This window comes from Johnsonella ignava ATCC 51276, assembly GCF_000235445.1.
In the GTDB taxonomy this organism is placed as follows: Bacteria; Bacillota; Clostridia; order Lachnospirales; family Lachnospiraceae; genus Johnsonella; species Johnsonella ignava.
Genome location: NZ_JH378834.1, coordinates 52876 through 74596 on the forward strand (window position 1 = coordinate 52876; position 21721 = coordinate 74596).

The 21721-nt window shown below is 34.4% G+C and carries 21 protein-coding genes and 1 tRNA gene; 6 read left to right on the forward strand and 16 right to left on the reverse strand.

Annotation, left to right across the window (positions count from 1 at the left end; all coding sequences use genetic code 11):
- Positions 1-2: 2 nt before the first annotated feature.
- From HMPREF9333_RS08410 to HMPREF9333_RS08480, 16 genes are all read right to left on the reverse strand, one after another.
- Positions 3-1061 carry a FecCD family ABC transporter permease gene (locus HMPREF9333_RS08410; RefSeq protein WP_005541393.1) on the reverse strand — a complete coding sequence of 353 codons (1059 nt, stop codon included), beginning with the start codon at positions 1059-1061 and terminating at the stop codon, positions 3-5.
- Positions 1062-1063: 2 nt separating this feature from the next.
- Positions 1064-2155, reverse strand: coding sequence for an ABC transporter substrate-binding protein (locus tag HMPREF9333_RS08415; protein ID WP_005541394.1), 1092 nt, complete (start codon positions 2153-2155; stop codon positions 1064-1066).
- Positions 2156-2301: 146 nt separating this feature from the next.
- Positions 2302-2922: a rhomboid family intramembrane serine protease gene (locus tag HMPREF9333_RS08420; RefSeq protein ID WP_005541395.1), complete on the reverse strand. Its 621-nt coding sequence runs from the start codon at positions 2920-2922 to the stop codon at positions 2302-2304.
- Positions 2915-3340: an HIT family protein gene (locus HMPREF9333_RS08425; RefSeq protein ID WP_005541396.1), complete on the reverse strand. Its 426-nt coding sequence runs from the start codon at positions 3338-3340 to the stop codon at positions 2915-2917. Before HMPREF9333_RS08425 ends, HMPREF9333_RS08420 begins: the two co-directional genes overlap by 8 nt.
- Positions 3341-3593: 253 nt before the next feature.
- Complete coding sequence (locus tag HMPREF9333_RS08430) at positions 3594-4922, reverse strand: DUF6382 domain-containing protein (protein ID WP_005541398.1); 1329 nt, start codon at positions 4920-4922, stop codon at positions 3594-3596.
- A complete protein-coding gene (locus tag HMPREF9333_RS08435; protein WP_005541400.1) occupies positions 4879-5346 on the reverse strand; it encodes a hypothetical protein in 468 nt (155 codons plus the stop codon). The genes HMPREF9333_RS08430 and HMPREF9333_RS08435 overlap by 44 nt, the downstream gene beginning before the upstream one ends.
- 70 nt (positions 5347-5416) lie before the next feature.
- Positions 5417-5905, reverse strand: a complete 489-nt coding sequence (locus HMPREF9333_RS08440) for a prepilin peptidase (protein WP_005541401.1) — start codon at positions 5903-5905, stop codon at positions 5417-5419.
- Positions 5889-6959, reverse strand: a complete 1071-nt coding sequence (locus HMPREF9333_RS08445; RefSeq protein WP_050798133.1) for a hypothetical protein — start codon at positions 6957-6959, stop codon at positions 5889-5891. Before HMPREF9333_RS08445 ends, HMPREF9333_RS08440 begins: the two co-directional genes overlap by 17 nt.
- A 25-nt stretch (positions 6960-6984) precedes the next feature.
- A complete protein-coding gene (locus HMPREF9333_RS08450; RefSeq protein ID WP_005541403.1) occupies positions 6985-8928 on the reverse strand; it encodes a DUF5702 domain-containing protein in 1944 nt (647 codons plus the stop codon).
- A gap of 4 nt (positions 8929-8932) precedes the next feature.
- Positions 8933-9106, reverse strand: coding sequence for a Flp1 family type IVb pilin (locus tag HMPREF9333_RS12650; RefSeq protein ID WP_005541404.1), 174 nt, complete (start codon positions 9104-9106; stop codon positions 8933-8935).
- A gap of 129 nt (positions 9107-9235) precedes the next feature.
- Positions 9236-10474, reverse strand: coding sequence for a hypothetical protein (locus HMPREF9333_RS08455; protein ID WP_005541405.1), 1239 nt, complete (start codon positions 10472-10474; stop codon positions 9236-9238).
- Between the two features lie 68 nt (positions 10475-10542).
- Positions 10543-11283, reverse strand: a complete 741-nt coding sequence (locus HMPREF9333_RS08460) for a type II secretion system F family protein (RefSeq protein ID WP_005541406.1) — start codon at positions 11281-11283, stop codon at positions 10543-10545.
- Positions 11270-12505, reverse strand: coding sequence for a CpaF family protein (locus HMPREF9333_RS08465; protein ID WP_005541407.1), 1236 nt, complete (start codon positions 12503-12505; stop codon positions 11270-11272). The genes HMPREF9333_RS08460 and HMPREF9333_RS08465 overlap by 14 nt, the downstream gene beginning before the upstream one ends.
- Positions 12487-12996, reverse strand: coding sequence for a prepilin peptidase (locus tag HMPREF9333_RS08470; protein WP_005541408.1), 510 nt, complete (start codon positions 12994-12996; stop codon positions 12487-12489). The genes HMPREF9333_RS08465 and HMPREF9333_RS08470 overlap by 19 nt, the downstream gene beginning before the upstream one ends.
- The gene (locus HMPREF9333_RS08475) at positions 12993-14006 is read right to left on the reverse strand and encodes a P-loop NTPase family protein (RefSeq protein ID WP_005541409.1); all 1014 of its coding nucleotides are present in this window, start codon (positions 14004-14006) and stop codon (positions 12993-12995) included. The genes HMPREF9333_RS08470 and HMPREF9333_RS08475 overlap by 4 nt, the downstream gene beginning before the upstream one ends.
- 395 nt (positions 14007-14401) lie before the next feature.
- Positions 14402-14474 (reverse strand) — tRNA-Lys (locus HMPREF9333_RS08480).
- Between the two features lie 365 nt (positions 14475-14839).
- Here HMPREF9333_RS08480 and trmB point away from each other — a divergent pair.
- From trmB to asnS, 6 genes are all read left to right on the forward strand, one after another.
- Positions 14840-15514, forward strand: coding sequence for a tRNA (guanosine(46)-N7)-methyltransferase TrmB (trmB, locus tag HMPREF9333_RS08485; protein WP_005541410.1), 675 nt, complete (start codon positions 14840-14842; stop codon positions 15512-15514).
- A 212-nt stretch (positions 15515-15726) separates the two neighbouring features.
- A complete protein-coding gene (locus HMPREF9333_RS08490; RefSeq protein WP_005541411.1) occupies positions 15727-16635 on the forward strand; it encodes an SH3 domain-containing protein in 909 nt (302 codons plus the stop codon).
- 189 nt (positions 16636-16824) lie between these two features.
- Positions 16825-17514 carry a TIGR01906 family membrane protein gene (locus tag HMPREF9333_RS08495; protein WP_005541412.1) on the forward strand — a complete coding sequence of 230 codons (690 nt, stop codon included), beginning with the start codon at positions 16825-16827 and terminating at the stop codon, positions 17512-17514.
- A gap of 56 nt (positions 17515-17570) precedes the next feature.
- Complete coding sequence (locus HMPREF9333_RS08500; RefSeq protein ID WP_005541413.1) at positions 17571-19088, forward strand: D-alanyl-D-alanine carboxypeptidase family protein; 1518 nt, start codon at positions 17571-17573, stop codon at positions 19086-19088.
- Entirely contained in the window at positions 19069-20109 is a 1041-nt protein-coding gene (locus HMPREF9333_RS08505) for a 3'-5' exonuclease (RefSeq protein ID WP_005541414.1), read from the forward strand. Before HMPREF9333_RS08500 ends, HMPREF9333_RS08505 begins: the two co-directional genes overlap by 20 nt.
- A 146-nt stretch (positions 20110-20255) precedes the next feature.
- Positions 20256-21647, forward strand: a complete 1392-nt coding sequence (asnS, locus tag HMPREF9333_RS08510) for an asparagine--tRNA ligase (RefSeq protein WP_005541415.1) — start codon at positions 20256-20258, stop codon at positions 21645-21647.
- Positions 21648-21721: the final 74 nt, after the last annotated feature.

Below are 21721 nucleotides of genomic sequence, written 5' to 3' on the forward strand. Positions count from 1 at the left end.
CGCTATATCCTTCCCGTCTTATTCTTTCGGTATAACAGATATATAAAAAACGGACCGCCGCAAAAAGCCGAAAATATACCTACGGCAATTTCTTTAGGTGCAAGCAGAGTTCTTGAAAGTATATCCATCCATGCAAGAAAAATACCGCCTATAATATATGAAAAAATCATAAGTTTCCTATTTTTTGAGCCGAAAATAATTCTGCAGGTATGAGGAATTATAAAACCTACAAATCCGATCAAACCGCTTGCGGAAATAATTGCACCTATCAATAATGAAACCGTTATTATTGTAAATCTGCGGATTTTCTTTGTAGATACTCCAAGTGTAATGGCTGTTTCCTCACCGAGAGACAATAAATCGAACCTGTCTCCCGCAACACTTAAGGCAATAAGACTGATAAGTGATACAAATATAGGGAAGCCAATATTATACCATCTTGCACCGGAGAGTGAGCCCCAAAGCCACATGGCGGCACTTTCCATTATAAATGCATTTGGAAGCATGGTAATTATAAAATTACTTGCCGCATTTAATATGACGGAGATTGCCATTCCGGTAAGAATGAGATTATTGGTTGAACTGTTGCCGCTTATCATACCTATACCGTAGACAAGAAACATGGCAAGCAGTGCCCCTGTAAAGGCAAACACGGGGGTAATATAGGATATAACTGCGGTTCCGCCAAAAATCAGAAATGATAGGCTTACCATAGCGGAAGCTCCGCTTGAAACTCCTAAAACATAGGGGTCTGCCAGTACATTCTGGGTAAGTGCCTGCATTGCGCAGCCGCCAAGGGCAAGTCCTCCGCCTGCCGCAAGGGCAAGCAGCATCCTCGGCATTCTCATATTCCATAAAATTGTAACATCTCTGCTTAAACTTTCATCCAAATCAAAATTAAAAATTTTACTGAGTATTATATGAAAGCAATCCGCCATATTTATATTCTTTGAACCGCAGCTTACACCTATAAGCACAGTTATTACGGCAAAGATTACTATTAATACAAATATGGCTGACGTTATCAGCCTTGAGTTTATTTTTGCATTATATATTTTCATTTTTACTTAAATGCTTCAGGGTGTATTGCTTTTGCAATCCTTTCTATGCTGTCTATATTATGGAGACTTGGAAAATATTCAATTCCTGTTATTCCTATATAGTTTTTATTTTTAATGGCTGTAACCTCGGCAAGTTCCGGAAGCGACTCAAGATACTCAATTTTTTTCTGAGCCTCGTCTTTCTCCCAATATTCAACCAGTACTATATACTCAGGATTTCTCTGAATTATCTGCTCAATTGTAGCAACATCAAAATCAGATTTAAAATCTTCAAATACATTTCTTGCACCTGCCAGTTTTAAAAGCTCATTTTGAAATACATTGCCACCCGGAGTCATAATGCCGGCTTTATCCTGAAAATCAAATATAAATACATCTACAGGCTTTTTATCTTTTACCTTTTCAGTTATACCGTCAACCTTGGCTTTATATTCTGATACTAATTTTTCAGACTTATCTTCTACATGAAAAATTTTACCTATATTACGTATATCATCATATACCGCATTTATATCATGTTTATCGCCATAAGTTCCGCTTGTAATATAATATTTTATATTGTTGTCATCAAAGTCTTTTTCAGGCGCTATATAATCGGAAGTCAGATGATATGATAAACAGTATACAAAATCCGAACCCGATGACAGCACTGTTTCAAAACTAGGAACTCCCTTACCTTTACCGTCAGGCAAGACTTCTATATTTTTTAATTTTTCGTATAAATCGGGATAGCAATGTTCAGGTTGGTTCATACAGCCGGTCAGTCCGATAATATGATCCTGAAGATCCAGTGCCGCCATTATTTCAGCATTGTCATATCCGACTGCAATAGCTTTTTCAGGCACTTTGTTATAAACTATGTCCTTCCCCATTACATTTAGCGTAACAGACCCGGATTTCATAGAATCGGCTTTTGTATCGGAAGAACCTTCAGCCTTGTTGTTCAAAGCCGCTTCACTCTGGTGATTAGTGTTTTCCGTTGTTCCGGAAGCCTCTTTATGCTGTGCATTGCCACAGGCACCAAGCTGTAAAATACCTAGGGACAGGACTGTAACTGCCAATACTTTTTGAATAGATTTTTGTTTTTTTCTCATTATAAATACCTCCAAATATACAATAAAATACTTAGTTAGTTTATGCGAACCCTGATGTTTTGTCAAGAAAATCCCCCTGAGCCGGTTTTTAATCCAAATCAGGGGGATTTTATATTAATAGGTGTCAAATACTTTTGACACCTACATCAATATATGTCATTATTATATGGTCTGTAATAATTATTTCGGTTTTTCTTTTTGTATATAAGCATTGACAGGCAAAAGCCTATTACAGCACCGCCTACATGAGCAGCATTATCAACACCTGTTGAGATAAAGCCGTAATAAAGGCTTAATACTATAAATATAGCCATCCTCTGTGATGTCAGTTCCTCAAGTCTGCCCCGGTTTGCAATAACTGCCCATAAAAGTCCTCCCATTACTCCAAATACTGCACCGCTTGCTCCTGCACTTACGCTATAATTGCCTGTAAGCATTTCAAAAAATAATGATACTATATTTGCACCTATACCGCATATAAGATAGAAAATTAAATATTTTACATGACCAAGTGCTCTTTCAAGGTTATCACCTATCATAAATAATACTATCATATTATTTGCTATATGATCTATACCAAAGTGCATAAACATAGATGTCAGCAGTCTCCAGTATTCCTTACCCTCAATTACATACGGAGTAAACTCCGCACCGTATCTAAGCATGGTATCCGCATCTTCACTGGAGCCCACAGTTTCCAAAAATAAAAAAAATACTATATTTAATGCAATTAAACACCAATTTACTACCGAGGTTCTTTTATTCATTAACCAGTGCTTCTTTCATGGAGTTTAATGTATTTTCCAAATTTTCCTTTGCTTTTTCTGAGAGGCTCCATGTCAGTATTCCCTTTTCATTGTCATACCTGGGTATTATATGTATATGACAGTGAAACACTGTCTGACCTGCACTTTCTCCTGTATTTACAAGTATATTGTATCCTGAAGCACCCAGAGCTTTTTGGGAAGCTATGCCGATCTTTGCTGCAAGTTCAGGTATACGGCATGAGAGAGTATTTGGTACTACACCTATGTTATTATAATGTTCCTTCGGCAATATCAGTGCGTGCCCTTTTGAGGCGGGGCTTATATCAAGTATTACCCTGAAATCATCATCTTCATAAAGAGTGGATGAAGGTATTTCACCATTTGCAATTTTACAAAAAATACAATTATTATCTTTCATATTTAAGCCTGCTGCCGATATGACAGCTTTACCTCCTTTTAAATTGTAAAGTTTTTCACTTTCTTATCATATCTGCCGAAGGTTTTTGGCTTTTTTATTAAATACTATAATGCCGCAACCCTCAGGCACTGATAGTATATCATTATTTGCCGCTTTTGACTAGATTAAGCCCAAAGCCGGAAACCGATGTAATTGTTAAAATACTATTTTTTTATTTAAATTCAGCAATACACTCTTATATTTTTTAATTTCCTTAGATATCGAAAGTATATTTAATTTCCGCAAATTCAATCTCGTCGCCTATATTTAAGTCGCTGCATTCATCACTTTCAAGCACTCTCCCGTTTAATTTTGTTCCATAAAGTGAATTAAGATCAGTAATGGTGTATTTCTTCTCCTTCGTTTTATCCAGTTTAAGATGCAGACTGCTTATTTTTTCCGAATTAAGTGTGTAATCACATACTCTTTCCTGACTGCCTATAATAAATGGAAAATAATTGATATTTATATCATCACCTGTTTTATCAGTGCACCGAAGTTTAAATTTTTCTCCGGCTGTCCGGTCGGATACATGCTTTGATAAAAGTATTGTGCGAGTGCTTATTTCCTCTATATCACCTGCAGGATTCTTCATATTATCCTTTTGCCTGAAACAGTTCATCCATGTTTCTTTTTCAGCCGCTTCTACTGAATCCTCTATATTATTAAATTCCGGTTCCGTATTATCCTTATACATGCTTTTAGTGTTATCGTCATGAGAATATTCGGGTTGTTTTATTTCCCGAAGTACAGGAATTTCCGTATCTGTCTTATATTCCGAAGATTTTGTATCTTCAGCTATTTTTAATTTTTTTGAAAAAAGTTTCTTAAAATTAAATAATTCTTTTTTTACCTGTTTTTTTGCTGTGTAGTCTTTATTCTCAGAACTTAATAAAACAGGTGAATTACAAACTTTAGTTTCATTATAATCAGTACTGTTTTCTTCATATATTTCCTTATATTCCGCCGGTACCGTCTTTCCATATCTGCTTAAAAGCATAAGCAGATCCTTTGCTGCATAACCCTCTTTAAGACTTTCCTGATAGAGACTGTAAGCAAGCACCACTCCGTCATGGTCATTATGATCCATTCTTGAGAGTATATTGGAAAAAAGTTGTGAAAGATTCGTGCAAAAATCCGATTCAAATCCTGGCATACAACAAAAAGTGAGGCTTAGAGTTTCAGGATCCGCATATATATAGTCAGGTTGTATATATAAGCTTTCTTCATTCAAAAGATATCTTTTTATATTTAATATTATTTTTACTATATTTAATGCTATATTTCTTATATCTTCTGAACTTATATACCTTGCTTCAAGTATCCTGCTTAACGGCTGTAATGAAGTTATGTCATAATACAGCTTTGCCACATTGTCCGTTTTATTTATATAAAGTCTCATAAGTCCTTCTATACAGTTTCCTTCAAGCATTCTGTACTCGTAATCATGTTCTGTAATTATGCTTTCAAGTTCATTTGCACAGCTTATTATTAAATAATTATTCTTCAGTTCTCTCTTGTACTGTGTCTTTATATTTTTCATAAACACCCTCCAATACTGTTATTTTTCTCATAAATCTCTCAGGATCATTTATACTGTCCTCTATATAATATTCTATAGCGCCTGCCTTAAATACGGCGTCAGCATTATTTTTCCCGTTATGTATATCAAAGCTCCCCGTATCAAGTCCGCCTATACTTCCTACTCTTGAGCAGGCATAATTTTTCACCGCCTCTATATCAAAATTATCTTTCTTATAAATCTCCTCAATCCGTGAAGCTTCAAGTGCCGCTGTATGTGTTACATATCCGGCTTTTATTCTTGCACTTTCTTTATATGCCCTAACTATAAGTGTTGCTACACAAAACAGCAGTATTGCTATCACATATGAAGCCTCTATAGTGATATAGGCATTTACTCTATATGTTTTTTTTAAATATGTTTTTCTGTATATATATCGTTTCATAATTATTGTATTTCTGATTGTTTTTTAATTGTTTTTTACTGTATTTTTGTAAGGATTGTATATTTCCCTTTTAAATTAAAATCAAAAGTCCTGCCGGAAATGTAAATACAAGCAATGCAATTTCTTTTTTTGCACTGTTTTTATTATTTATAAAATTTTTTACCGCAATATATAATCCCGCACATGATATTAAAATACTGCTTATTATAAAAAGACTTACATTTTTATTTAATCCGAGTGCAGCACCTGAAATGATAAAAAACAGTCCGTCTCCCTCACCTATTGATTTAGAAAACAATGCTGTAAGATATATTGCTATACCTATTGCCGCTCCTGCAAGTATTTCATTCCACATTATATTTATTCCTAAAACCAGCATGTATATATAATATATAAATTCAATAAATCCCATAATAATAAATATTTTTAAATCTACACTTTTATGCTTGTAATCTTCAAAAGCACACAATGCCATAAATATAATAATTATAATTTTTCCTATTGTATAATTACATATCATAAATATCCTCTTTATAAAAATCTCAATGTCTTCTTCCACAGTATGAACATTCTCCCAGATATTCAACCTCGGATTTTTTTACCGCTCTGACATAGGCATTAATTGCACTGCAATTTCTTGTACTGTGATAGCTGTTTCCTGACGGCATTATATATACTGTATCTGATACAGCTGCACCGCATCTTGCACAGGGACTGTATTTACCTCCTGAAGTATTTCTATGATCGGAAATTACAGTCTTGGGAACCGCCTTTATGTCATTATAAAGATAATGGCATCTCCTATCTCTGTGATATCTTGTTGATGTCTTGCCTACATACACCGTCTCATCATCTTCTTTATCCGTTTCTCCCTCAGTATATTCGCTATCACCTTCACTGCCTATCCATGCTCTTCTGCTGCTTAGTACCTGCTGTTTTATATCTCCAAGTCCGAATAAGGCAAATGGCAGCTTATAATTATATGTAATTCTTATAGTTATAATGCCGTTCTCTGCCATACATTCAGTACCTGTCCATGATATATTCTGTATATGACTGTCCTTTATTTGTGCGGCAGCTTTACTTTTAGTATATTCTCCCAATGCCGATGAACTGAGCAAAGACTTAAAGTCCCCCGAATTATCAGCCTGTTCATCCTGTGCACTCCTTATAATTTCCGGTTCATCTTTTAATATTCCTTTATTTTCTGCAATGTAAACCGCATATGCATATTTTGCAGCATCTTCATTAACCGCCTCACATAATGCCTGCATCTTTCTTGATGTCTCCATCATTCTGAACGGAAGCATCATAAGAGCTGCTGCAAATATAAAAATCGAAAGCGAAAGTGCAGTTTCTATGGTTAAGGAGGCTTTTATATATACCCTTTTACAGGATTTAAGCTTACTGTTTAAATTCTTCTTATATCTTTTATTATCTGAGCGTACTTGGAGAGCTGCTATGATTTTATTTTTTATGATATATATTATTTTATAAGCCTCGCCCGGCTTATTTTTATTATTACAATATTTATTATTAAAATTTTCTTCAGTAAATTTATATGTATTGCCGCTATGACTAAAAACATATCCTTTTTTCTTGTAAAAGGGCATATATAAAGCCTCCCTTCATAATTTTTTAATATACCTTAAGTGTATTAACTCCAAGTTTATAAGAACTTTCCATAGATGCCAGTTCATCCCGTACAAGTCCAAACCTGCAAAAAGCTCTTTCAGAAGTACACTGTACCGAGATATTCATTCCATATATCATCTTGTTCATTAAAAAATCCTTCTTTTTATAACCGATATTATGCTGTATCATATCCATCATTCTGTAATCCTGTACTACTCCATCCTCAACTAAAAGCATAAGTCGTAAATACGCCTCATAATCAATGCCTTTCCCATCACTTTCATCCTCAGCTTCTTCTCCTTTTTCAGGCTTTTTTAATAAAGGCGGCTCACTGCTGCCTCCGGAACCTCCTGATGCTAAAAGAGAATCAAGGCTTAATTTCCAATCTGATGCAGTTTTATAAATAGGAACTTTCTTGCCTGCAAGAAGTGCCCTTATATCAATTATAGACTCCGCAAGTGCCCATACTCCTATTATGAGACAGGATATAAGTACAGAGAGTGCCGGTACACCGAATACTCCTGAAATTATATTTGCAAGAGTATTTACCTGATCCATCTTGTTTTTATCGGTAACAATATGTATATAATTAAGCCCTTCCCTTATAGCAAGTATTTTAAGCAGTACACTTCGAAGATTTGATGTATCATTATCAAGACCTGCAATTATGTATTCAAGCTCATATTGAACTTCCTTTTCAGATTTATCTGTAAAGTCGGTAAAAAATCTTACAGCATATTCATCCATTATAACCGCATCAATTAAACCTGTATTTTCTCCCAATCTTTCCGAAACTGAAGTTTTTGAAGGAAATGCAATGGTATCTATTGAAGTATGTGAAAGTGTCCTGTCAGGTGGAATTACGAGTTCAAGTATCTCACCGCCAAATTTTTTGCCTGCATTCTCTATAAGCTCCTCTTTTTTTTCATCGGCGATCCCATGACGGCTCTCTATAACAGGTATATTAAATGTTTCCCACTGACTTTTTAATTCATCCCATAATTCATCAGCTTCATCTTCATCATAGTCCTCCTCATCCTCTCTATCCTCTATACGGCTTAAAATATCATCGGTACAGTCTATATAACGGGTATTTTCCTTTGCTGCATCTACTTTATTTAATATTTCCATTCTTCTTACACCGTCATTATCAGTATAAGTGCGATACGAACTTATATTTCCTGAAAGCAGTTCTTTATTATTTTCTGAAAGACTTTCCCATTTTTCAGAATATTTCGCTTCGGTCTCACTAAGATTTTCCGACAGTTTATCAGCTTTTCTTTGATAGTCGGAAAGCAAATTATCAAGTTTTCCAATCTCTGCTTTTATACGTACTACTTTGTCTTCAAAACCGGCACGGTTTTTATTTTTTATATCCTCTAAAGCCTGATTATAAAGCTCTTTTTGCGTATTAAAATTACTGCTTATCTTTGAGAGCGACTTTTCCAGTCCGGCAGCCTCCTTTGAATGTTCTCCATATGCGGTAGTAATCTCCTTCATAGTACCTGCCTCTTCTATGTCTTTTGCAAGCTGCTGCGTAGTTTCAGGAGTATGCTCAAAATCAATAAGATTGTATTTCATATAATCCAGAACCTCATTTTCAAACCACTTTCCTCCGTTATCAGTTATATACTGTATATCAGATATATTTACAGAGGGTTCTTTAAGTCTATATATACCTGAGTTTTCAACATAAGTTTTTAGATAAGCCTCAAGACTTTTTACCGCCTTTTGTTCTTTACGACACTCTAAAAGAATAAGCCTGTAATCTTCCCATACATCACGGTGATATTCACTAAATAATGAATCTATTGATGAATCCGCCGCAGTCTGCAGGTAAAATCTTACACCTGCAGTCCGTGCGGATTCCAAAAGTCCAAAGATCAGTGCACTCACCAGAACAAATATAATACTTAAAAATATAGTAGTTGAGCAGCACTTTCTCATATTTTTAATATACCTCTTTTGACTGTTTATTTATCTCTTTAAAAATATTCTCAAGCAATTTTCTTATCTGATTTTTAAATATAATTACAAGTCCTATTAATACTACAAGTATAAGTACTATCTCTATAACACCTATTCCAGATTCATCAATTAAAAATGATTTTAATTCATTTAACATAAAATTCCTCCTGTTTTATTATATTATTATTGCGACAATTTTTAAAAATCCTCTGTTAAATCATATTTACGAAATATATTAAATTAACTTTTATACTAAGTCTAAAATTAGCAGACATTATGCCCTTTTTTATTTAAATGCCATTATTGCCGGCACCATTACCATAGCCATAACCACTCCAAGCATTAAAAACAAAGGCATAAGCAGCTTTGTGCTCGCTTCCTCTCCCATACGCCTTGCCATATTCACTCTTTCATCCCATGCAGTAGCCGTTTCAACTCCAAGAAGACCTTTAAGATTTGCCATACCTGTTTTTCTGTTTTGTTCTAAAAGACTTGCTAGTTTCATATACTGTTTTATACCGCATCTTCTGCCGAAATCCTTGTAAACCTTCGCTTCATGAACCCCGGTTTTCATCCCTGCAAGGGCTGCTGCCATTTCTTCATAGGCATATCTTTTAATACCCTCACTCTCATAGTCATTAACTATATTCTCCCACGCAGTTCTGATTGAAAGCCCTGCTCCTATAAACACCATAAGCTTTGATACTATCTCCGGATAATCCAGAACCATCTGCTTTTTTCTAAGCTCTTTTTTATCCTTTTCATCAGTTATATTTTTTATATATAAAAGTATGGCGGATACTATACCCAGCATCCATATAATATTATAATCCTGACTGTCTTTGCTTCTGTAAGAAAGATTTTTTCCTTCCCACTGCTTTGGAAGTGAATAGCCTTCATCACTGACACCTTCCCTGTCTATATCCTTTAATGAATCAACAAAACGTTTTATCATAAATTCCTTTTGTGTATAGGATTTTGGCACTACTCTTATATCAAGTATATATTCACCTCTATGTATGCCATCACTCAAACCCACTCTCATAGCCACATCCACAGGACTATCTAAATCCTGGTTATATACACTGCCTAAAGAATCAATTATGTCAGGATTCTCCGAGATATAATTTACTTTTATACCCTCATCCCTTATAGTATTTACCAGCTTAAGATCCTTTGATACCTCCTGCAATGAAGGATTATCTCCCAGTATATTTATAGAAATATATTGTATATTTTTTTCAAATACACTTTCTATTTCTTCATCGCTATATTCTCTTTTTGATACCGGTACACTTATCTCAACCTCACCTTCATCATCAAGACCTTTTACATATAGACTGTATTCCCTGTCATATTCTCCGTAGCTCTCCCTCTTTATAAAATTTCCATTTACAAGATTATCTCCATCCTGCATAACACTCCTGGCAAATGCGGCAAGTATAAAACCTCCGGCTATACATATTATCTGTACTTTCCACAAGTTTATAAAGGAACCTATATTTTTAAAAAATTTATTTTTCAAATCTCAATACAATCCTCCTGTATATTTTATAATATTGAAATTTTACCGTTTAAGATATAAATATACTTTTAAAGCTCTATATCAAGCAGTTTTCCTGAAAGATAATATGCAAATAAATATATAATAAGACACACAGTCATTACAGCTCTGCCAATTAGTGTAGAATACATAAGATTAAAAAAACCCGGAGATGTTGAATCTATATATAATACTATAAATATCGGGAATAAATTCATAATTTTCTGTTCATATCTTTTTGCACTTGTCATAGTATATATCTCCTCTTTTATCCTTATCTTATCGCTTATTACAGAAGCTGTATGACTGATTATAGGTACAAGTCCTCCGCCGCTTCTTTTTCCGGCTTTAAGCACACGAGCAAAATTTTTTATATCATCAACTCCACTTCTTTCTCCAAAATCTTCAAATACCTTTTCAACCGGTATATTCATAAAAATCAAATGATTCATATATTCAAATTCCGGTATTATATAGGTGGGTTTTACATATAAAAGTTTAAGCTCATTTATACTTTCTTTTACTGTATTTTCAAGCGAATAACCTGCACTTAAAAGTGAAGTCATTATAAGAAGTGCTTCTTTAAATTCACCCTCAAGTCTCTGTTTTCTTTTTTTTATAAGTTTTTCTGTTATAAATTTAGGATAAAAAAACGAAAATGGCAGTAAAACCACAAAAAACACAATACTTCTATAAAATATATATGATATTACAGCTGATGCAAAAACCGCCGTCAATATATATTTAAATCTTTCAGACAGTGAAAATTTATAAATGTTATAATCTTTCACCTGCTGCACTGAGTTTTTCTTTGTTTTTAAGTTCTCCTGTTTTTTTGAGGATTCCGCTGACCTTTTCGGTGTTTCCCGGTATTTCTTCAAATTCAAAAAGCGGATTAAGTTCGATATTGCCATTTATACATTCACCTACTTCCATTATTGAAATTACCTTTCTTGAGCGATCCCGAAGCCTTGCAAGATGTATCATTATATCAATCGCACTTGCCATTTGATTTCTTATAGCATTTAACGGAAGATCCGCACCGCTTAAAACCATGGTTTCAATTCGGGAAAGCATGTCTTTAGAGCTGTTTCCATGACCTGTACTTAATGAACCGTCATGACCGGTATTCATCGCCTGAAGCATATCAAGTGCCTCAGCAGAACGCACTTCACCCACAACTATCCTTGATGGATTCATTCTAAGTGATGCCTTTATAAGATCAGCTATACTTACCATGCCCTCCCCCTGTGAATTTGCCATCCTTGCTTCAAGTCTGACAAGATTTTTTATATGACCAAGTTGAAGTTCCGCAGAATCCTCTATTGTAATAACTCTTTCATCTTCAGGTATAAAAGCGGAAAGTGCATTTAAAAATGTAGTTTTCCCTGAATTTGTACCTCCTGATATAAAAATATTATAGCCCGATCTTACCAGTTTTTTTAAAAAAACCGCAGCTTCATGACTTACAGCACCAAATGAAACCAGTTTATCCATACTTATGATTTCAGGAAATTTTCTTATTGTTACCACAGGTCCTGTAAGCGATACAGGCGGCAGAACTATATGTACTCTTGAGCCGTCTTTAAGGCGTGCATCGGCTATAGGACATGATATATTAACCATCCTGTTTACACGGCTTACTATCTGCTGTATCATATCTTCAAGCTGTTCATCGCTTTTAAAGACCTTATCCCATTTTATAGTCTTTCCGTTTTTTTCAACAAATATACAATTTCTTCCATTTACCATAATTTCCGTAATTTCTTTGGAGTCAACAAGCTCTTGAAGTATGTCAAGCCTTCTAAATGAATCAAATAATGAATTTCTAAGTGATATTTTTGCCTTAAGCGGCAAATAGTGCTTTACATCCTCCTTATCTATAACTTCATCTATAAGTTCAAATAATTCCTCATCGGATATATTTCTTAAATCACTTAAATTCCCTGAAAGTTTTTCCCTAAGTTCTTCAAATAAATCACTTTTTTTATTTTTTATATTCCCATACTGCATAAGCTGTACAACCTCCATATCAAAAATCCTGTAAGAATAAAAGGCGATAACGGTAATGCAAGATTTTTATTATCTTTATTAATATCATAGTATTTATTTATTGAATTATTTTTAAATGTATATATGAGATAATTTTTGAAATACATAAGTCTGTCAAACAATATACCTGAAGTATAAAGTTTATAAAATGCATATACTGCAGCAAATATCATGCCTGCCGCTGCCACAATGAAACCGTCTTTAAAACCGAGATATGCAAATACAAGTGAAATCAGTTTTATATCACCTGCACCTATCATTCCCAATACATGAAATATAAATAAAACTGCAAGTGTAACTGCCATAGGCGGCAGAAATTTTATGCCGCATATATATATACCCGCTGCCATCCAGAATAAAAGCCATAAATTATATACTTTTTTATATCTTACATCCGTATATGCAGCACCGCCCAGCATAATTGCCGTAAAAAGCTGTGCAAATATACTCATGACAAGCCTCCTGAAAGCTTATTCCTCCAATATTCGCCAAGCGGTGTATAAGGTATATCCTGTACTCTTTCTATATTTTTATGAACCTCATAAGGATAATAAAAACTCTCTATCTTCTCTCTGACAGATTCTCTTCCTGTAACTGAAAGATAACTGTAAAATTCTTCCACTTTCCTTTCCGAAGCTTTGTCGGCTATAAGAGGCATATATATTTTGTCGCAGAGTTCTAAAAGCTCAAGTGCCCTTTTTCCAAGCATCCCGAAATCAATAACCAAAAATTCATAATTACTGTCTTTTGCAATTTTAATTATAATTTCCGAAAGCTCATTTACGGATAATTCTGCAACATCCTCTATATAACGTGCAGGAGGTATAAAATTAAGTCCTTGCAGAGTATATGCCGCCTTACTGAGCTTATCCCATGAGTAATTACCTTTTTTAAAACAATAAAGAACATCCGAAAGATCAGTATTAAAGTTCTTTTCCTCCATTAAAAATATACCTTTATACTCATCAAAACTTATAAAAAGTGTTTTTTTTCTTTCCTCACTTATCATACTTATAGCGGCGGCATGTTCAGTTTTTCCACACCTGTTTACAGGTGAATAAACACCTATTATTTTGCTCTGTCTGCCTGCAAGCCTTAGAAAAAGAGCTTCATTTGACGGAGTGTACATTCTGAGGATTTCACTTATTATTTCATCAGCATCAATATATTTTAATATGGCACGAGGCGGATTACTGTCTTCAAAGATATCAGACTTTTTTACAAGTCCCTCTCCGCTTAATATAATAATACTTCCCGGTTTTTTCCCGGGGTTAAAATCCTTATAAAGCTCTTCGGATATAAGACATATTTCACATATAAACGAAGAAGCTTCCGTTTCATATGTCTCAACCCCGCTATATACTACCGCTTTAAAAGGTAATCTGCCTGTTTTATTTATATAGTCCGCAAGCTTTTCGGCATATCTCGTATCTGTATCTATAACAGCTAAAATATGCCTCATAGTACTTTCCTCCCTGCCTCTTCCCTAACAGATAAATAATTCGTGATAAAAATAGATATTCTTAAGTCGGTCATTTTTAAACAGCATCCGTATTTTTCCAAACTATCCTCCTTATTAATTATTTAAAATAAAACCTAAATGGTATACCGGTCTGAACAAGACCAAATGAAAAATAAAAAATGAAATATTGCTGATATGTATATATGTGTATGTAGAACTGTTAATATAATAGCCTGACAATATATAAATGTCAAGATATTCCGAGTTAAAATATGATAAAAATTGTTAAAAAATAATAAAAACAGTCTAAATATAAATTTAATATAGTCATATAAATTATTTATAAATAAAAAAAGCCCTTCATGCACCAACTGTTGTGCAAAAAGAAGCTATAATGCATCTTCAGGGACTCGAACCCTGGACAAATAGATTAAGAGTCTACTGCTCTACCAACTGAGCTAAAGATGCCCATTACATTTATATAACTATAATACCGCAATCGCACCTGATTAGGCACGTCAAGTATAATAGCTTAAAACTGACGATATGTCAAGAATTTTCAGCAAAATTTATTTCATGTTTTCAGCAAAATTTATTTTACAGCTTATAAAATTTATTTTAGTAAAAATCCATAATCTTTTATTTATTGCATGCTCCGGCATATTGTTATATAATCTGCAATATCTGAGCAAACAGGGATTTAATCATCATTTGCTTAGATGACTTTGCAATGGATATAAAGAAAATCACATAGGAGTACTATACAAGCCTGTGATTTTCGCATAGGAAACACTTAATTAATTTTTCCTGAAAGACTATATATGAGGTATATTATGCGTTTAAGACATATTAAAGGATGTGAAGCTTTTATAGAACAGGCTCCTGAATGTATAACGGAGAATAAAGCAAAAGAAATCAAAGGACTTTGGCATGAAAAATTTGCCACTAAAGCACCCGTACATATAGAAATAGGCTGCGGAAAGGGACAATTTGCAATAAATATGTCTCAAAAATATTCCGATACCAGCTTTATAGGTATTGAAAGATATATGAGTGTACTCATGAAAGCTGTACAAAGAAAAAGAAAATATGAAAATGAACATGATATATCACTTAAAAATCTGCTTTTTATATGTGCAGATGCGCATATTTTAAATGAAATATTTTCTGAAAATGAAGTCGAAAAAATATATCTCAATTTTTCAGACCCATGGCCAAAATCAAGACATGCCGACAGAAGGCTTACATCACCCTGTTTTTTAAATATATACAGCAGCATATTGGCACATACCGGCAGCCTTGAATTTAAAACTGATAACCGCATGCTTTTTGATTATTCGCTGAATTTGACCGTTTTAAACGGGTGGGAAATAATATCAAAAACCTACGATCTCCATAATTCAGAGCAGTGTACAGATAACGTAATGAGTGAATATGAAGAAAAATTCAGCAAAGCAGGAAAAAAGATTTGCAGGCTTACAGCTGTTCCGCTACAAAAACAAATATAGATATATTAAATATAAAAATACAAATATAAATATATCAATCTGATGTCCGCACAATATAAAAAAAGCCTGTAACACCTGCAAAACCCGTATTTCTTGTGTTTTCGATTTTATTGAAGGCTGCCTATACGGCATAGATAAAAAAAACGTGCAAAATTACTAATTCTTTAGTATAATAGCAGTAATTTTATTATTATTTTAGGAGGAAAGCTTATATGTCAAACTCGGATTCAAAGAATGTCTGGACTCAAATACAGGCAGGTGTTCGAGAGGCTGAACGCCTGATGGGACAGAAACAGTACAATCAGTCAATGATAAAATCGCGCGAAACACTTGATTTTATGCTACAGTGTCTTGTACCGAACCAAAACCTTGAAACAAGCGATTTAAATGAAATAATTAATGAGCTCTACCATCAAAAAGTTATATCAAAAAATACTTGCGATAATTATCAAAAAATAAGAATAATAGGAGATAAAGCGATACGTGATAATGATAACAATGCTTACAATGCACATATCGCACATACATTATTAAGTCAGGAAGTATTTGCTTTTTCAAATGACCAGACCCCAAAAAGAAGAACCGGGCGCAGTATATCAAGAGGAAATGCAAATACCAAAAGCTCCGCTGCTTTAAAAACCGGCTCACAGGATTCCTCCAAGTCCTCTTCAGCTGCAAGCCTTTCTAAAAAAGCGGAAAGTATAGGTATCTCAACGGATAAAATAATTAAAATAGCCGCTCCAGTACTTGTGCTTATAATACTTATACTTATAGTCAGAGCCTGTACAAGAGGAGGCGGAGAACACAAGGAAACTTCAACAACTCCGGTAACCGTTGCAACTTCAAGCAATGCAGCCCAATCATCGGTATCAGAACCGCTTGCTCCTTCTACAGTACCGCAAACTCCTGCAGCTTCTTCAAGTGCGCCTTCAACAAGAGTATATAAAACAAACAGCTCTCTGCGTGTTCGTGCTACTCCAAGCACTACCGGAGAAGTAATTACGGTACTTCCTGCCGGCACTACTGTGGAATATGTAAGGGCACACGACAATGAGTGGGCTGTTATAAATTATAATAACAGGCAGGTTTATGTCGCCAGCAGATACCTTACTGCTCAATAAGGCTGTTAGTTACACAAATCTATATCCGTATATGGATTTGCAGAAGCTTAAACGGCTTGAAATATGCTCAAACTGCGAATATCTATAAGATATCCCGGTTTTTGGGCATATTCTTCATTTTAGAGATAACGAAGACGGCAGCCTGGAAAGTGATATAACTTTAAAATTCACTGTCGTCAAGAGGAAAATATGAGTATTGTACGAAATATTCTGGCTATAATTTTTACTTTTTCACTTATGATTATACTTTTAATAAGTTCAGTTGATATAGTTGCCTACCATATTCCGGGCTATTACAGATATGAATATACAAAATATTCTTCACATGACAGAGTAGGGATGGACATGGATGAGCTTTTAAGAGTAAGCGGTGAGATGATGGCTTATCTTAAAGGAAAAAGAGAAAGCCTTTCAGATATTTCAGCCAAAATAAAAAATCAGCCCGATGTATTGTTTTTTAATGAAAAAGAAGCAGCTCATATGAAAGACGTAAGAGAACTTTTTATAGCCGCAATTTTCATTAGACGAATATTACTAGCTATTTGTATACTTATTCCTGCAATTATAAAATTTTCCAGAGGCAGCCTGAGAAAAGTGATGCCGAAAAACCTTCTGGCAGGTTCATGTATATTTTTAACTCTGCTTCTATGTGTAGGTGGTATAATTGCAAGCAATTTTTCAAAATATTTTGTTGTATTTCATCATATATTTTTTAATAATGATTTATGGATTCTCGACCCTGCAACTGACAACCTTATAAATATAGTACCTGAAGGCTTTTTCCTTGATACCGCAAGGAATATCGCAGCAATATATTTGATTTTTGTTGTTGGCATAATAGTATTTTCAACTGTTTTAATCCGGCACAGTGCCAAATAAACTATGATTTAAAGAAAGTTAATAAGTATTTATATCATAAATAAAAGGAATAATTAATGAAGAAAATAATATATTTAATATCGGTCATATTATTGGCAGTTTCCATTGCCCTGCCGTTCAGGTTTATAGCCTTGGCAGAAAACTCATGGCCTGACTCGGTATCCATAGAATCTGATGGTGGTATAGTTATTGATGCTGATTCCGGTGCCGTGCTTTATGGAAAAAATATACATGAACGATATTATCCTGCAAGTATAACAAAACTCCTTACTGCACTTATAGTTATAGAAGAATGTGATCTGGATGATGAGGTTACATTCTCACATAATGCAGTATATAATGTTGAATCAGGTTCATCAAATGCCGGTTATGACGTAGGTGATAAGGCAACTGTAAGAGATCTTTTATATGCGATGCTTTTAAAATCCGCCAACGAGGCAGCAAATGCACTTGCCGAACACTGTTCAGGAAGTATAGAGGATTTCTGTGTTCTTATGAACAGTAAAGCCGAAGCTCTTGGATGCCTTGATTCACATTTTGCAAATCCAAGCGGTCTTAATGATGAAAATCACTATACTACCGCCTATGATTTTGCACTTATATCAAAAGCGGCACTTTCAAATCCTATACTTCTTGAAATTGACTCGGCTTCAAGCTACCATCTCCCTCCGTCAAAAAAATATCCTGACGGACAGGACATAACCACACATCACGCTATGCTTAAAAAAAAGCATGAAAACTACTATGAAAATGCAATAGGCGGCAAAACCGGATATACAAGCCTTGCCGGCAATACACTTGTAACCTATGCAAAACGTGGTAATCAGGCACTTATAACTGTAATACTGAACGGTCATCAGACACATTATACTGATACAAAAAGACTTATGGACTTTGGATTTAAATATTTTAAAAATATAAATGTTTTAAAAAGTGGACTGATTGACTTAGATATATATGACAATATAGATCTGTTGGGCAGTAATCCCACACTTTCCTACATAGCCGCCGATAAAAGAAGTTTTATAACGCTTCCTAAAAGTGCCGATATTTCAGATGTAAGCTATGAGATAAGTTATGATCTTAATGAATCGGAAAAAGAAGAAGCTCTTGCAAAAATAATCTATACTTATGACAGCCGTCAGGTTGGATATACTTTTATAAGAGCCGTAGTTGTACAAGATCATGACGCACTAGGCAACACTCTTCCTGAAAAATCCTCTGCCACAGATTCAAATGCTTCATCTTACAATAGCAGCAATAATGCCTCATCTCCTGCAAAAGGAGGTATGGAAAACTGGATAGGAAAACATTTAAGCAATATATTAATTATTATTGTTGTGATTTTAGTTATGACTCTTGCTTATTTCTTAACTGCATTATATTTTAATATAAAAGATCGCCAGGAGTTTGAAAAACTAAAGGATATGAGGCGAAAACGCCGAGAAATATTAAGAAACAGGAGGGCAAAGCTTGATAAAAAGGCTGAACCGCATAAGGACAGTCTTTTACCTGAAAACAAAAAAAATACCGGTAACAGTTTTGCTTCTAAACATGATACAGACAAACAGTAATGAATATATAACGGATACAGATACATATATAGTTCTTGATTTAGAATGGAATCAAAACCCTGACGGCAGAGAAAATGCCATTGAAGGTTTCCCGTTTGAAATTATAGAAATAGGTGCTGTAAAGCTTGATCATAAATTAAATTTAATTGATGAATTTTCCTGTATTATAAAGCCTGTTGTATATAAAAAACTACATTCAAAGGTTTATGAAATAACGAATAAATCCATACAGGAACTCCGTTCAAAGGGCAAACCGTTTCAAGAGGCTTTTACAAAGTTCATTGACTGGTGCAGCACAGATAAACATGGAGCAAAAACAGTTTCAGAATATACCCTGTGCACCTGGGGCGATATGGATCTTACTGAACTTCAAAAAAATATAAAGTATCATAATATGGATTTTAAATTTAAATTTCCACTTCTATTTTATGATATACAAAAGCTTTATTACCGACTTTACTGTAAAGGTACAACCGACAGACCTCCGCTTGAAAGAGCGGTTTATGAGCTTCAGATCAAAAGTACGCTTCCTTTTCACCGTGCACTTGATGATGCACGCTATACAGTAAAGGTTATGCAGGCTATGGACTTTAACTGCGTGAAAGAATATATATCAATTGATTATTTTAATGTTCCTACATGCAAAGAAGATGAAGTTTATATGATTTTTCCCGATTATTCAAAATATATTTCAAGAACTTTTATTTCAAAAGAAGAAGCTATGACAGACAAAACAGTTACCGACATAGTGTGCAGTAAATGCAGACGCATGCTTCCTAAAAGGATTAAGTGGTTCAGTTCAAACCAGAGACATTACTACTGTCTTGCATCATGCCCTGAACACGGTTATGTAAAAGGAAAAATACGTATCAAGCCATCATTAGACGGACAATATTTTGTAATAAAAACTATAAAGCCGATAGATAAAGCAGGTGTGGAAGATATAAGAAGAAGAAAAGAGGAGCTGAGAAAAAAAAGGGCAAAACATCATGCCGCACAACTTACTTCCCAGAATAAATAAGAAAACATCTTACCTTCTACTATGCTGCCTGACTGTATCTATGTTATAATAACATATGTTTATACTTTCGCTGTATATGTATGTATTTTTACATAAATATACAGCATCGAGTTTAAAACTGTAAATAAATACAAAGAGGTAGGTAAATGAATTTAGTAAGCATAAGGGACATTTATAAGGATCCCAAAAAATATATAGATAAAGAAATCAAACTTGGAGGCTGGGTTCGCTCAAACCGGGATTCTAAGTCATTTGGATTTATAATGCTCAATGACGGTACATATTTTGACCAGCTTCAAATCGTATATCATGATGTTCTTGATAATTTTGAAGCTGTAAAAAAGATTAATGTCGGTGCCGCACTTATAATAAAAGGTAAGTTAATAGAAACACCTGAAGCTAAACAGCCATTTGAAATACAGGCTTCGGAGATCTGCATAGAAGGTGTATCGGCACCGGACTATCCTTTGCAGAAAAAACGCCATTCTCTCGAATTTTTACGCAGTATATCACACCTTAGACCAAGAACCAATACATTTCAGGCAGTATTCAGAGTGCGTTCACTTATAGCTTTTGCAATACACAGCTTCTTTAATGAAAGAGGTTTTATATATGTACATACACCTATAATAACAGGAAGTGATGCGGAGGGTGCAGGTGAAATGTTTAAAGTTACCGCTCTTGATCTTCAAAATATACCTAAAACAGAAGATGGTAATGTAGATTTTTTACAGGACTTTTTTAATAAAGAAACCTCTCTTACTGTAAGCGGTCAGTTAAACGGTGAGACCTTTGCAATGGCATTTAAAAATATATATACTTTCGGTCCTACCTTTAGAGCTGAAAATTCAAATACTGCAAGACATGCAGCTGAGTTTTGGATGATTGAACCCGAGATGGCTTTTGCCGATCTCACGGATAATATGGATATAGCTGAGGATATGCTTAAGTATATTATAAAATATGTTCTTGAAAATGCTCCTCAGGAAATGAAATTCTTTAATGAATTTATAGATAAAGGCTTGCTTGACAGACTTAAAAATGTACTTGATTCAGATTTCGGTCGCATCAGTTATACTGAAGCAGTAGAACTGCTTGAAAAGCATAATGACTCATTTGAATATAAGGTGAGTTGGGGCTGCGATCTTCAAACTGAGCATGAAAGATATCTGACTGAAAAGATTTTTAAAAAACCTGTATTTGTAACTGATTATCCTAAGGATATAAAGGCATTTTATATGAAACTAAATCCTGATAATAAAACAGTTGCAGCTATGGACTGCCTCGTCCCCGGCATAGGCGAAATAATAGGAGGCAGCCAGCGTGAGGATGATTATAACAAACTTTTAAAACGTATTGAAGAACTCGGTATGGATACCTCTTTATATGAATTTTATCTTGACCTGAGAAAATACGGTTCTGCAAGACACGCAGGCTTCGGCTTGGGATTTGAAAGATGTGTTATGTACCTTACGGGTATTTCAAACATAAGGGATGTTCTTCCATTCCCACGTACAGTAGGCAGCTGCGATATATAGCAAAGCTGCCTGCAGGCAGCTTTTACATACTTCAATAAATGCAGTAGCATATAAGCACAGAAGCTTTTGCAACC